Raw genomic sequence first — 12,377 nt, 5'->3', positions numbered from 1 at the left:
CGACGGGGGTGGTGAAGGTGCCGCCGATCTTGCGTCCGGGTGGTGGTTACACTCACGACGTTCGAGTCGGACGCATGAGCGACTCGGTCCGGCTTCGGTTTCCCGCCTGTCCAGCCCGGTTTTCCGCTGGACCCGGGCGGTCCGGCCGGTCCGCCCGCCGTTGCCCGCCGCTCGACGGCTTGCCGCGCCGAACGCGGTGGTCGAACCCATGGGGGGTTGTCATGTCATCCACCTCGACGAGCGGGCGCCCGCGCCGTCGCAGCCGCCTGCTGGCGGTCCACGCCTTCACCGTCCTTTCCGCGAGTGCCCTCGTCCTCGGGCCGGCCGCCTTGGCGCAGGCCGACACCGGCGTACCGCACCGCGACATCGCCGTCCAGCGGCTCGAATCCCACCAGCCGCACACGTCCGCACCACCCGCCGCCAAGAAGCTCGCCGGCTCCGCCAGGAGCGCCGTCGTGACCGGTCCCGACGCACCGCTCTACGACTCCGACGGCGACGGCAAAGCCGACCTCCTCATGCAGTGGCCGACCGGGGGGATCTCGCAGTGGCTCAGCGGCTGGGGCATCTCCTTCGACAACGACGACACCCCGGAGTACCTCGACGTCCTCACCCCGGGCAAGGAGACCTCCGCCGACTCGCAGGTGCTGTCCCTCACCGTCTCGGGCCGGCTGTCACTGTGGGACGACACGTCGTTCCCGCAGGGCAGCCCGCTGTGGACCGGGTCCGGCTGGCAGACGTACGACAAGGTCGTCACCGTCGGCGATGTCACCGGCGACGGTGAGGGCGACCTGCTCGCCCGCACGCACACCGGTGACCTGTACTTCTACCAGAGCACCGGCAGCGTCACGAGCCCGTTCGCGCCCCGCGTGAAGGTCGGCACCGGCTTCGGGATCTTCGACCAGTTGGTCGGCGCCGGCGACATCACCGGCACCGGACACGGCTCGCTCGTCGGCCGCGACCTCGACGGCGACCTCTGGTACTACGAGATCGACGGCAACGCCCCGGCGCGGCTGGCCTCCCGGGTCCAGATCGGCAAGGGCTGGAACACCTACAACCAGATCATCGGCTTCCCCGGCGCCCACTCGGGCGCGCACGGCGGCCTCCTCGGCCGGACCGTGTCCGGTGGGGTCTACTACTACGAGGGCAACCCCAAGGGCTCGGGCCTCAGCCAGCTCACCGCCCGTCAGGACACCGCCGGCACCGCCCTGCCCCCCGGCTACGCCGTCGATCAGTACCTGGTGGCCGGCGCGGGCGGCAATCCGGCCTGGGGCAAGGACGGCCTGCTGGCGCTGAACTCCGCCGGCGATCTGTACCTCTACCTCTCCAACGGCGACGGCACCCTGACCCCCCGCGACTCGCTCGGCGGCGGGTTGAAGGGCGCCAAGCTCGTCAACTCCGTCTCCTTCACCGACGCGGGCGAGCCGGTGGTGATGGAGATCTACAACGGCACGCTCTACGACGACACCGTCGCCGGCGGTGCGAACGCGCTGGCCACCGGGTTCGGCAGCTACAGCCTGGTGCTCGGCCCCGGCGACCTGACCGGCGACGGGCACAGCGACCTGCTCGCCCGCGACTCCGGCGGTGTGCTGTGGCTGTACCCCGGCAAGGGCGACGGCAAGTTCAACGCCCGCGTCAAGGTCGGCGGCGGCTGGTCCCCGTTCACCCAGATCGCCGGCGCCGGCGACTTCACCGGTGACGGCTACGCCGACATCGTCGCCCGCGACAACACCGGCACCCTGTACCTCTACCAGGGCACCGGCAGCGCCTCGGCCCCCTTCAAGGCCAAGGTGAAGATCGGCGCGGGCTGGAACGCGTACACCAAGCTCGCCGCCCCCGGCGACCTCGACGGCGACGGCAAGGCCGACCTCGTCGCCGTCGACTCCGCCGGCGAGCTCTACTTCTACGGCGGCACCGGCCGCGCGGGCGCGACCTTCAAGACAAAGAAGAAGATCGGCACCGCCGGCTGGAACGCCTACACCTGGCTGCAGTAGCGGCTCCCGAGCCCCCGGCGACCGTACGTCCGCCGGGCCGGACCCCGCGTTGAACAGAAGTTGAACAGAAGGGGTGCCTCCCCACCGGAGGCACCCCTTCCCGCATCCCGCTCACCCCCGCGACCCCTCCCCGGTCAGCACCTCGGCCCACTCGCTGACCCGCCACCCGCTGACGACACCGTTGACCACGAACGGGTCCCGCCCGGCGAACTCCTCGGCTGCCGCCCGGTCGACGAACACCGCCATCGCCCCGTCGTTCTGCACATCGGCGAACACACCGATCATCAGCAGCACCCCCCGCTCGTGGAACTCCCGTACGTGCGCGCTGTGGGCGGCGTAGTGCAGGGGCGCCCTGACCGCCACATCCGGTGCCGACTCGTAGAAAAGAACGGACTTCACAGGGACGCTCCCCAGCGGAATCGGGATCAGGACGCCCCGATCGTCCTCCGCCGCATCCGTGCGCGGGCCGAAATCCCGCATGTCCCGCACGTGGCCGGTTCTCCGCCACGTCTCCCCGGACGGGACGCGACCGGCCCGGCTGGGCCGGGGCGCCGGACCGCCTGCTCCTGGAGGAACCGCCGTGGTTCAGCCGCCAGTTGCCGCAGATGCGGTCGCCGCCGTCCCGTAGCGGGCGAGGAACATCCGTACACCGCCCCGGATGTAGGTCTCGACGACCTCCTGGCTGGGGCGAACTCGATGTTGAGCATCGCGATCTCGACCGGAATGATCATCGTGCGGGCGTAGAAGGCGACGGTGAGCCACCCAAGGTCGGAAAAGTCCACTTATTGTGACCTAGCCGTGATCAATGTCCGCCTGCGGCTTGAGCCGGAGGACCCCCTACGTGTCAGCGCCAACCGGGAGGAGGTCGCCGGCTTCGTCATCGCCCTGGCCTTCGCCGGCGCCGACCCCAACTCGGCGGTCCCCCACGTACCGACGTCCGCCTGAACCGACCCGGCTGGGCGGCCGGAGGCCGTCGGGCGGCAACCGGGAACGCCTCGCGCCGGCGCCGGGCGACGCTGGGGTGGCCCGTCGATCGCGGTTACCCGCCCGCCCGCCATGCGTCGAGAGCGGCGAAGTCCGCATCGGTGAGGCCATGGCGGGAGTCGACGCGGCGGAGGAGGGTTCGGGCGGGGTGGGCGGCCTCGGCCCAGATGCGGTCGGCGTCGGTGATCTCGTCGTCGAGCCAGGCGAAGGGGCGGCCGGCGGCCCAGTCGAGAAGCGTGCGGGTCTTCCAGTGCAGGCCGGCGGGTTCGGGCTCGTCGGACGGCTCCGGCCAGGCCACCAGAGGGAGTTGCGGCAGGCCCAGCAGCGGTGCGAGGCACTCGTTGGCCTCGTGCCCCCACGTGGTGGCCCACACCAGGTGACACCCCAGCCCCAGCAGCCGGGGCACGAGCGCGGGATTGACCCTGGCCGGCAGCGGATTCCCGGCCGCCTTCTGCGGCACGTACGCCGGGTAGCCGTCCGGGTACTGCTCCCGCGTCCCGCCGAAGGGAATGAGCGGGCCGTCGACGTCAAGGAAAAGGACAGGCCGCGGCGGGGAAACGTTCACGACGTCACCGTACGGGCAGGCAGGCCGTCACGGCGGAGAGCAGTCGCGGCCGAAAACGTTGATCCGAACGGGTGACGCGGGGGTGATTCACCCCCGTTGATCCCGCAAGGCCCCCTACCGTGCCATTCGTCGTTGCACACCGGAAGGTACTGAGGGAGCCGACACAGCATGACGACAGCACCGGATCAACAGCCTGCCCACGCCTACGGGCAGCAGCCCCCGACGATCATCATCAACAACACCAGCTCCGCGTCGGCATCGGCGTCGGCTGCGGCGTTCGTCGGCGGGGCGGGCCTGAGTCGCCGCCGCCAGTCGGCCGCCGTCCACTTCTGGCTGTTCATGTTCACCGCGGGCATCGGCAATTACTTCTACGCGGCCCACGTGAACCGCTGGAACAGGGAACGGGGTTTCTGACTCAGCCGAAGCCGCCCCCGTGTGCACTCGGCGCTGCTGTCCCCGTACACGCTGCCATCGACGGTCTACGCCGACCGCCGGTGCCGTCGGCAAAAGTGGCGGGCCGCTGTCGATCCGGCCGAGTCCCGTTCGACGCCATGGTGTGCGGCGCCTCGCCGCACGACGACTGGACCCGATCTGACGAGGAAACCCGTGAACCAACTGGTGAGAGTGATGAACTTCGGCGTCTCGAGTGACGGCGTCGGCGCCGGCGAGGACCAGACGCTGGAGCGGCCGTTCGGTCACGTCAATCCCGGGAAGCTGTTCGCCTGGGCCGGCGCCACGGCGAGCTGGCCCATGCGCTCGGCTCCCGGGGGGAGCCGGGGTATCGACGACTACTTCACGCGGGACTTCGCGCGCAACATCGGTGCGGAGATCATGGGCCGCAACAAGTTCGGCCCGCAGCGCGGCCCCTGGCAGGACGACGAGTGGCAGGGCTGGTGGGGGGAGGAGCCCCCGTTCCACACACCGGTGTTCGTCATGACCCACCACACTCGTGCGTCGTTCACGCTCTCCGACACCACCTTCCACTTCGTCGACGGCGACCCCGCCGCGGTCCTCGATCAGGCCCGCGATGCCGCGCAGGGCAAGGACGTCCGGCTCGGCGGCGGGGTCAGCACCATCCGCCAGTTCCTCGACGCCGACCTCGTCGACACCATGCACATCGCGGTCTCGCCGGTGAAGTTCGGGTCCGGGCTACGGCTCTGGGAATCGCCCGATGAACTGCTCGACCGCTTCCACCTGGAGGTCGTGCCCAGCCCCAGCGGTGTGACACACCACCTGTTCTGGCGAAAGTGAGTCGAGGGCCCATGGGTCCACCGCTGCCGCAGGGTCTATTCCTCGGCTGCGCTCGACGTCTGCGATGGGTTCGCTGCGGGCACCCTGCCGGTGACCGTCGAGTGCACGAGGGTGTAGGGCAGTTCGGACTGCGTGTCCTTGCTGATACCGGAACTGCGAATCAGCCGCTCAGTGCCAGGTAGCGGGAGAGCTCCAATGGCTGATCGAAGTAGGAGCGCATCGCCGACGAGGTCATCTGCTGTGACGTGATGAACGTTCGCGCTACGTATCCGGCGAGGGCGGCCGCAACCGTCCCAAGCCCGGCTGCAGCGACGCTGCCCGAGGTCAACGGGGAGCGCCAGGCCGCGAAGACAAACAGATCGAGGAGGACAAAGCCGGCGGCCATGGCGTATTGAGCGTTCCGAAAGGCCCTGTCGGCCTGGCCGACGGCTGCCTCGCGAGCGACGACGGGGCGCCCCCACCGGCCGGGGTGGGGTGGGACACTCGGCCCGACTGCCGTAAGCGAGTGGGGGATGGCGTTGAGAGTTCGAGAGGCCAAGGCGCGGGTGGGCCGCGATCCGTCCGAGCCGCCGGGTACTGCTCGGGCCGAGGTGATCGAGCCGCCGCGCGGGAGGCCGGGCGCCGAGGCGGCGGCGCAGCCCAGCCCGGCGGTCGGCACCGAGGGGTTCTGCCGAAACTGCGACCAGGCGGTCAAACCCGTGGTGCGAAACGTCTGGGGCAGGACCGCCTTGCTGGTCGCGACCACGCAACTGGTCGCTGTGATCGTGTCGGTCGTGGCCTGCTTCACCCCGGTGGACCCCTGGAACGGCCTTCGGGCCCGAATTGTGACCTGGCCGGCCGCGATCCACCCGGTCGGACTCGGGGTCGCCGCCGCGGTGGTGGCGGCCTCGGCGACGGCCTGGTTCGCCGATTTCCTGCACGAACGGGCCGAGCGCACCGCCTCCTGCGCGACGTGCCGAAGCGCAGGTGCCAGGGCAGGTTCCTGACCGGGTCGGACAGGCTCCACGACCTGTCCGGCCGATCATCTCCGCTGGCGGAGGCGGATCCACGGGAAGCCCTTGCCAGGCCGCGGGCATCATCAGCTCCGTCGCCTGATCCGCCCGAAGGGCTTGTAGTACGAGATCGCGACGGTCGCGATCAGAACGCAGCAGGCCGCGCCCGAATCCCGTACCAGCGAGGACGGGGAGGCCACGGCGTGCCCAGCGAGTGCGGCGGTCGCCGCCGTGTCCAGTCCGGGGAGGAGCACGAAGACGGCCAGCGCCGTCCCGACGGTGTTCACCGCCAGGCTGATCAGCACCCACCAGTACCGCAGCAGTCCCCAGGGCGTGAGCAGCCCGAGCGCGAGACCGGTGACGAGCGCCAGCAGGGCGAGCGGCAGGAGCAGGTATTCGCCGAGCAGGTGTGCCGCCGGGTAGACGGTGACGGGGCGGGCGTGGCCGAGCCATCCCGAGGTGACCAGGGCGACCACGGCCGCGTCGGTGCCGAGCAGCCCGACCGAGACGGTCACGTGGATGGTCAGCAGGAGCTTGCGCCACGGCGGCGACAGCCTCGGGCGCTTCCTGGCGGTGGTCCGTGGTGCAGGCGGGAGATTCTTCGGCAGCGTGCTCACCCGCCCAGCGTGGCAGCCGCGGGCGCCCGGGTCGTCGTGCGCCAGGCGTGACCGCGGCTACCGCGCAGGGAGTACACCGGGGCCGGGGCCGGGGCCGGGACCCGTCATCGGACCCGGACCCGGACCGTACCCGACGCCGGCCGAAGGGCCAGACCTAGGACCACTGCTCTGTGCTGATCAGCCTGAACGGCACCGCGGCCGACTCCGACGGCACCGGCATCCCCGTGGCGACGTCCCGCCAGCCCTGGCCTGGGCGAACTCGATGTACGCCTTGGTCTGTACCTGTCGCAATGCGGGCGGCCCCCTCAGGACGGCGTGCTCTTACCCGTACTCGATGCGCGGGGCCCCCGGCGTGTTACAGGCGTTCTCCGTACGACGCATGCCGAGCCCGCAGCCGGAGGCGCGATCGGCGGGTGCCGCGTGCACCGGTCCTGCCGGACGACGGGCCTGCGTCCGGGAATCAGGGCGCCGCGTCTCCGCGTTCGGCCACCTGGTCGAGGAGTACGGGGAGGTCCTGCAGCCGGTCGAGGCCGTGAACGGCCCGGGCCGTGCGGTGGTTGGCGGCCAGCCGGGCACGGTGGTGGTGCAGGAAGGCCCAGTAGCCCGCGGTGTAGGGGCAGGCATGGTCCCCGGTGCGGTCGGTGGGCCGGTAGGCGCACGGCCCGCACAGGTCGCTCATCCTGTTGATGTACGCGCCCCCGGAGGTGTACGGCTTGGTGGTCATCAGGCCGCCGTCCGCGTACTGCGACATGCCGACGACGTTGGGCAGCATGACCCAGTCGTAGCCGTCGACGAAGCAGCGGTGGAACCAGTCGGTGACGGCCGCCGGGTCCCAGCCGTCCTGGAGGGCGCGGCTGCCCAGCACCATGAGCCGGGGGATGTGGTGGGTCCAGCCGGTGTCCCGTACCTGTGCCAGCACGGTGGAGAGGCAGTTCGCGGTGACGGCGTCGGCGTCCAGATCGAGGAACCAGCCGGGCAGCGCGGCGGTGTGGCCGAGCGCGTTGCGGTGCCGGTAGTCCTCGCCGAAGTGCCAGTACAGCTGCCATACGTACTCGCGCCAGCCGGCGATCTGCCGGACGAAGCCCTCGACGCTGTTCAGGGGCGCGTCGCCGGCCCGGTAGGAGCGTTCGGCGCGCTCGACGCATTCGGCCGGGTCGAGCAGTCCGAGGTTGAGCGACGACGAGAGCAGGCTGTGGCTCATCACGGGGTCGGCGGCGAGCATGGCGTCCTCGTAGCGGCCGAAGTCCGGCAGCCGGTCGGCGGTGAAGCGGCGCAGCGCGCTGAGTGCCTCATGCCGGGTGGCGGGGAAGCGGCGGGGGCCGTCCCGGCCGACGAAGGACACCTGGCCGTCGCGCTCCCAGCGGTCGAGGTCCCGGCGGATCTCGGCGTCGATCGCGTCCTCGCGCGGTCGCCAGGGGCCCCGGACATCGAGGGCGTCCCGCCCGCGCGGCGGGGGCTCGCGGTTGTCGTGGTCGAGGTTCCACCGGCCGCCGATCGGCTCATCGCCGTCCATCAGCAGGTCATGCTGTCGGCGTACCCAGCGGTAGAAGCCCTCCATCCGCAGGCTCTGCCCGCTGTCGCGGCCCGCCCACTCCTGGAAGTCCTCCCGCGACACGAGGAAGCCCCTGGCCGGCAGGATCTCCACGCCGTCGAGCGCGCTGACGAATCGCAGTGCCGCACGTGAGGTGGGGTGGCAGACCGTCACCCGGCCCTCGGCGCGGCCGCCTTTCCGCCGGCCGTCCGCGTCCGCGCCACGCGCCGCGGTCCGGCGTGGCAGACCGTGGTCCAGTGCCTGCCTCAGCCCGTCGGCGTACGTCTCCGCCCGGATGTACGTCACCCGGTCGCCGAGTTCGGCTGCGCGGTGTCGCATCGCCGAGAGCACCAGATGCGCCTTGGCCCGGTGGAAGCGACGGCGGCGCAGCACCGAGCGCGCCTCGATCATGATCACCGGCGCCCGCGCATCGGGGCCGCCGTGCCGGGGGTCGAGGAAGTGCGGGCCGAGCTGGTCCCCGAACAGCCAGTGCGGGCGAGGCTCCATGGTCCTGCCTTTCGCGCTCGGCGTGCCATGCGTCCGTCGGCTCATCGCCGGCGGGAGGACCGGGGTCGGCGGAGCGAAGGCCCCGGCAGGGTGGGCCGGGGCTCCGGCCGCTGGGAGAACCGGGCGCCCTGTCGCTGGGCCGACGCGGCGGTCCGGACCGGCCAGTGCCCATATTCCGGACAGTGCCGAGAACCGTCCCCGCCGAGCCGTCGGCCGACGGCGACGGGCCGTACGGTCTCCGGCAGCGACCTTTCACCCCGGCGTCTCGCGGTGACCTCGACCCGGCGACGCCCCGCCGTTCGGCGGCCACGACGGCACGACCGACCGGTGATCGCCGTCACGGCGCGCCCCTCGGCCCCGAGGCGTCGTCGCCGTCAGAGCTTGGGCAGGTCCGCCAGCGGTCTGCCGATGGTTTCGGCGAGCTCGTTCTCGTCGGCCCCCTGTGCCAGGGCGGCCGCGCTTTCGGCCCTGAGGTCTTCCGCCGCCGCCTCGCGGGCGTCTTCGGCGTCGTCGTACCGCTGGGCGGCGAGGGCCAATTTAGGCGTGTCCACCTCTATATGATGCCACTCGCCCACCGGTTCGCCCGGACCGGACACGGCCGGGCATTCGTGTCGAACCTGAGGGAGTTGCGGGCGGTGTGCCCCACCGGCCCCGGGCCCAGCGTGCCGCGGCGGAGGTAGGGTGACGGCGACCGTCGCCCGGGCTTCTCGCCGCCGTCCGTCGCGCTGCTGGCAGCCGCGGACCGCATGGAGGCGGACCGGCTCCCTTCCCTCTCCCTCGGGGTTCACACCATGGCAGCACCGCACACCGATGGGTCCGGCGCGCTGGCCCGCCTGCTGCAGGACAGTTGCCGAGCGGCCTTCGAGCAACTGCCGGCGCTGCTGGACGCCGCCGCGGGACGCCTCGGTGTCGGGCGGGCCCGGTTGTACGTGGCGGACCTCCAGCAGGATGTGCTGCGCGAGGTCACCGGGCACGGCCAGAACGCCGGGGCAGGCGGTGCCGAACTGCGCATCGACTCCACGCTGGCGGGCCGCGTCTACCAGACCGAGCAGATCCTGAGCAGTTCGGACGGACGCGACCACTGGCTCCCGATCGTGGACGGCACGCAGCGCCTGGGTGTTCTGCGGCTGCGCTCGCAGAAGAACACCGAAGCGGATCTCGCCGCCGCGCAGTCCCTCGCCCTGGTGACCGGGCTGCTGCTGATAGCCAAGCGCGCGCAGAGCGACTCCTACGCGCGGCTGATCCGGACCCGGCACATGGCCGTCTCCGCGGAGTTGCAGTGGACGCTGATGCCGCCGCCCACGTTCGCCAACGAGCGGGTCACCGTGAGTGCCGCGATGGAACCGGCGTACCAGGTCGCCGGCGACGGCTTCGACTACGCGATATGCGACGACACAGTGCACCTGGCGGTCTTCGATGCCATGGGCCACAACACCATGTCAGGACTGACCGCCAGTCTGGTGATGGCCGCCTGCCGCAACGAGCGCCGGCGGGGCGCGGGCATCGCAGAAGTGAGCCGGGCCATCGAGGAGCTGCTGCTCCAGCAGTTCGATCACCGGAGCTACGCCACCGGCATACTCGCCGATCTCGACCTGAACACCGGGGCCCTGACCTGGGTCAACCGCGGCCACCTGCTCCCCATCGTCATCCGTGGCGGGCGCTGGGCCAGCGTGGTCCGCTGCCCCCCGGCCGGTCCGATGGGCGCCGATTTCAAGCTGCCGATCACCGTGTGCCGCGAACAGCTCGAACCCGGGGACAGGCTGCTGCTCTACACCGACGGCATCACCGAAGCACGGGACGCCGACGGGCAGCAGTTCGGCATCGACCGGTTCACCGACTTCGTCATACGCCACCACGCGGCCGGCCTGACGGTCGCCGAGACGCTGCGCCGCCTCATCCACGCGCTCCTGGAGCACCAGCAGGGCCGCCTTGAGGACGACGCCACCGTCCTGTTCTGCCAGTGGAACGGCGCCGCCAGCGCCTGATCGCGCCCGCCGGCGTCTGATCCCGGCCGCCGGCGCCCGATCGCGGCCGGCACCGGCGAGAACGTCCGGCCGGCCGCCGCCTCAGCCGCCGGCCGGCAGCTCCCTGGCCGTAGGGCCGTAGGGACGACGCGCGGCTCAGCGCAGGCCGGCGAAGAGGTCGCTCTCGGGCACGGTCGCGCCGGTGGTGTCCCTGACCCGTACGAAGGTCTCCACGCCCATCAGCTCGCTGAACCGCTCCCTGCCCATCTTGAGGAAGAAGATGTTCTCGCCCTGGCTGGCGTGCGCGGCCAGCGCGTCGAACTTCTGACCGCTGAACGCGGTCGTGTCCACCCACGTGGTGATCTCGTCGTCGGGGAGGCCGATCTCGGCCAGGGCGGCGGTCTCCGCCGGGTCCGGTTCCGGCGTGTCCCCACCGAACTCGCGCATGACCTGACCGAACCGCTGCATCATCGAGCGGGGTGCCGTGGTCCAGTACACCTTCGGCGTCGGCGCGGTCAGCTCCAGCGCCGCCATCGTGATGCGGTGGGCCTGGATGTGGTCGGGGTGGCCGTAGAAGCCGTTCTCGTCGTAGGTGACGACCACATCGGGTCGGTAGTGCCGCATGAGCTCCGCGAGCCGGGCGGCGCCTTCCTCGACCGGGGTCTGCCAGAAGGCCCCGGGGGCGTCGTTGCTCGGCCAGCCCATCATCCCCGAGTCGGCGTAGTCCAGCATCTCCAGATCGCTGATCTCGAGGACGGCACAGCTCGCCTCGAGTTCCTGACGGCGCATCGCGGCGACTGCCGCCGGATCGTGCCCGGGATCGCCCGGCTTCACGCCCTCCGGCCCGTCGCCGCAGCTGCCGTCGGTACACGTCACGAGAACCGTGCGGATGCCCTCCGCCGCGTATCGCGCGAGGATTCCGCCGGTTCCGGTGGCCTCGTCGTCGGGGTGGGCGTGTACCGCCATGAGCGTCAAGGGGCGGTCAGTCATGAAACAGTCCTCCTGCAGGAATACGTCGTGATCGGAAGTGCGTGCGGCAGGTCCCACGATGCCAGGCCCGGACCCGGCGAGACGGGCGACGCTGCGGCCCCGTCTTCCCCGCGCGTGCGGCGCCGGTCGCTCGGTCATTGCAACCGTGCCGACCGGACCGGCTGTTCCCGGGCACGGCCGTCCGGGCCGTCCGGGCCGCGCAGGCGGACTGGCTCCTCGATCCCGCTCGACGACGAGGAGGTCCCGGCCGACTCCGGTCCCGGTGTCCGGGGCTACTCTGCGCGCGTCAACCCAGTGGCCCTGCCCGGCGCGATGGCGGGCAGGGACAACAGCACACCAGGAAACCCTTATGAGTGCGAATCTCGACGCATTGGCCCGGCTGTTGCCGCCGCCGCCGGAGAACCTGGCGGCCCCGCCGTGGGAGCGATCGAAGGCGGAGTGCGGCTTTGACTTCCCGTCCGACTACCGGGAGTTCGTGAACCGTTACGGAGGTGGGGGCGATCCTCGCCGGCGCCGACCAGTGGCCGGTCGAGGTGCTCGCGCCCTGTTCGGTGCCACGGAGGCCCGGTGCTCCCCGTGGCTTCGCGGCACTTGTGGCGGAGGCCGGTCAACTGCCCCTGGGCCACGAATGGAACCACTGGGACGGCCCCGCCTATCCGGATCTCCCAACCACCGGCGGCCTGCTGGCCTGGGGGCACGACCAGGACGGCGACACCTTCTACTGGTCGACCGAGCACCCCGATCCCGACCGGTGGCCGGTGGTGATGCCGGCCCGGGGACCCGCACAAGTCCTGCCGTTCGACGGTGGGATGGTGGAGTTCCTGCTTGCGGTCTACAGCGGTGCGCACTTCGCGTCGCAATGGATGGCGGACCCGGTACTTCGCTGGACCGTGGAATCGGACTGGCTCCGCAACGGTCTGTGGACCCCGGCCGAACCCTCGTAGGAGCCGGCGCGAGGGCCCGCCGGTGCCGTGGCCTCAGCCCG

Annotated in this window: 14 protein-coding genes; 7 read left to right on the top strand and 7 right to left on the bottom strand. The window is 71.4% G+C overall.

Features of this window, described 5'->3' with window-relative positions:
- The first annotated feature begins 221 nt into the window (after positions 1-221).
- Entirely contained in the window at positions 222-1,991 is a 1,770-nt protein-coding gene (locus OG702_RS19645) for an FG-GAP repeat domain-containing protein (protein ID WP_327290204.1), read from the top strand.
- A 111-nt stretch (positions 1,992-2,102) separates the two neighbouring features.
- On the opposite strand, the gene OG702_RS19640 is transcribed toward OG702_RS19645, so the two are convergent.
- Positions 2,103-2,390, bottom strand: coding sequence for a YciI family protein (locus tag OG702_RS19640; RefSeq protein WP_327290203.1), 288 nt, complete (start codon positions 2,388-2,390; stop codon positions 2,103-2,105).
- Positions 2,391-2,789: 399 nt separating this feature from the next.
- On the opposite strand from OG702_RS19640, the gene OG702_RS19635 reads away from it, so the two are divergent.
- Complete coding sequence (locus OG702_RS19635) at positions 2,790-2,936, top strand: hypothetical protein (RefSeq protein ID WP_327290202.1); 147 nt, start codon at positions 2,790-2,792, stop codon at positions 2,934-2,936.
- A gap of 94 nt (positions 2,937-3,030) precedes the next feature.
- Here OG702_RS19635 and OG702_RS19630 read toward each other — a convergent pair whose 3' ends face one another.
- Positions 3,031-3,540, bottom strand: coding sequence for an HAD domain-containing protein (locus OG702_RS19630; protein ID WP_327290201.1), 510 nt, complete (start codon positions 3,538-3,540; stop codon positions 3,031-3,033).
- 168 nt (positions 3,541-3,708) lie between these two features.
- Here OG702_RS19630 and OG702_RS19625 point away from each other — a divergent pair, with 168 nt between their 5' ends.
- Together OG702_RS19625 and OG702_RS19620 are read left to right on the top strand one after the other, a co-directional pair.
- A complete protein-coding gene (locus OG702_RS19625) occupies positions 3,709-3,954 on the top strand; it encodes a hypothetical protein (protein WP_327290200.1) in 246 nt (81 codons plus the stop codon).
- Between the two features lie 192 nt (positions 3,955-4,146).
- Positions 4,147-4,791 carry a dihydrofolate reductase family protein gene (locus tag OG702_RS19620; protein ID WP_327290199.1) on the top strand — a complete coding sequence of 215 codons (645 nt, stop codon included), beginning with the start codon at positions 4,147-4,149 and terminating at the stop codon, positions 4,789-4,791.
- A gap of 160 nt (positions 4,792-4,951) precedes the next feature.
- On the opposite strand, the gene OG702_RS19615 is transcribed toward OG702_RS19620, so the two are convergent.
- A complete protein-coding gene (locus OG702_RS19615) occupies positions 4,952-5,176 on the bottom strand; it encodes a hypothetical protein (RefSeq protein WP_327290198.1) in 225 nt (74 codons plus the stop codon).
- 133 nt (positions 5,177-5,309) lie between these two features.
- Between OG702_RS19615 and OG702_RS19610 the strand changes: the two genes are divergently transcribed.
- The gene (locus tag OG702_RS19610; protein WP_327290197.1) at positions 5,310-5,777 is read left to right on the top strand and encodes a hypothetical protein; all 468 of its coding nucleotides are present in this window, start codon (positions 5,310-5,312) and stop codon (positions 5,775-5,777) included.
- 92 nt (positions 5,778-5,869) lie between these two features.
- Here OG702_RS19610 and OG702_RS19605 read toward each other — a convergent pair whose 3' ends face one another.
- From OG702_RS19605 to OG702_RS19595, 3 genes are all read right to left on the bottom strand, one after another.
- A complete protein-coding gene (locus OG702_RS19605) occupies positions 5,870-6,400 on the bottom strand; it encodes a hypothetical protein (RefSeq protein ID WP_327290196.1) in 531 nt (176 codons plus the stop codon).
- 460 nt (positions 6,401-6,860) lie between these two features.
- Positions 6,861-8,438, bottom strand: coding sequence for a cryptochrome/photolyase family protein (locus OG702_RS19600; RefSeq protein WP_327290195.1), 1,578 nt, complete (start codon positions 8,436-8,438; stop codon positions 6,861-6,863).
- A 374-nt stretch (positions 8,439-8,812) separates the two neighbouring features.
- Positions 8,813-8,989 (bottom strand): hypothetical protein, encoded by a 177-nt coding sequence (locus OG702_RS19595; protein ID WP_327290194.1) that lies wholly within the window; start codon positions 8,987-8,989, stop codon positions 8,813-8,815.
- 240 nt (positions 8,990-9,229) lie between these two features.
- On the opposite strand from OG702_RS19595, the gene OG702_RS19590 reads away from it, so the two are divergent.
- Positions 9,230-10,423, top strand: a complete 1,194-nt coding sequence (locus OG702_RS19590) for a PP2C family protein-serine/threonine phosphatase (protein WP_327290193.1) — start codon at positions 9,230-9,232, stop codon at positions 10,421-10,423.
- 135 nt (positions 10,424-10,558) lie between these two features.
- Here OG702_RS19590 and OG702_RS19585 read toward each other — a convergent pair whose 3' ends face one another.
- Entirely contained in the window at positions 10,559-11,392 is an 834-nt protein-coding gene (locus OG702_RS19585; protein ID WP_327290192.1) for a PIG-L family deacetylase, read from the bottom strand.
- A gap of 491 nt (positions 11,393-11,883) precedes the next feature.
- On the opposite strand from OG702_RS19585, the gene OG702_RS19580 reads away from it, so the two are divergent.
- Positions 11,884-12,336, top strand: a complete 453-nt coding sequence (locus OG702_RS19580) for a hypothetical protein (protein ID WP_327290191.1) — start codon at positions 11,884-11,886, stop codon at positions 12,334-12,336.
- Positions 12,337-12,377: the final 41 nt, after the last annotated feature.

The organism is Streptomyces sp. NBC_01198, from assembly GCF_036010485.1.
In the GTDB taxonomy this organism is placed as follows: Bacteria; Actinomycetota; Actinomycetes; order Streptomycetales; family Streptomycetaceae; genus Actinacidiphila.
This window is presented reverse-complemented; position numbering and strand designations above follow the sequence as displayed.

Excerpts from the sequence above, each read along its gene's own strand:
- OG702_RS19645 (WP_327290204.1), top strand. The coding sequence starts at position 222 with ATGTCATCCACCTCGACGAGCGGGCGCCCGCGCCGTCGCAGCCGCCTG.
- OG702_RS19625 (WP_327290200.1), top strand. The coding sequence starts at position 3,709 with ATGACGACAGCACCGGATCAACAGCCTGCCCACGCCTACGGGCAGCAG.
- OG702_RS19615 (WP_327290198.1), bottom strand. The coding sequence starts at position 5,176 with ATGGCCGCCGGCTTTGTCCTCCTCGATCTGTTTGTCTTCGCGGCCTGG.
- OG702_RS19600 (WP_327290195.1), bottom strand. The coding sequence starts at position 8,438 with ATGGAGCCTCGCCCGCACTGGCTGTTCGGGGACCAGCTCGGCCCGCAC.
- OG702_RS19590 (WP_327290193.1), top strand. The coding sequence starts at position 9,230 with ATGGCAGCACCGCACACCGATGGGTCCGGCGCGCTGGCCCGCCTGCTG.
- OG702_RS19585 (WP_327290192.1), bottom strand. The coding sequence starts at position 11,392 with ATGACTGACCGCCCCTTGACGCTCATGGCGGTACACGCCCACCCCGAC.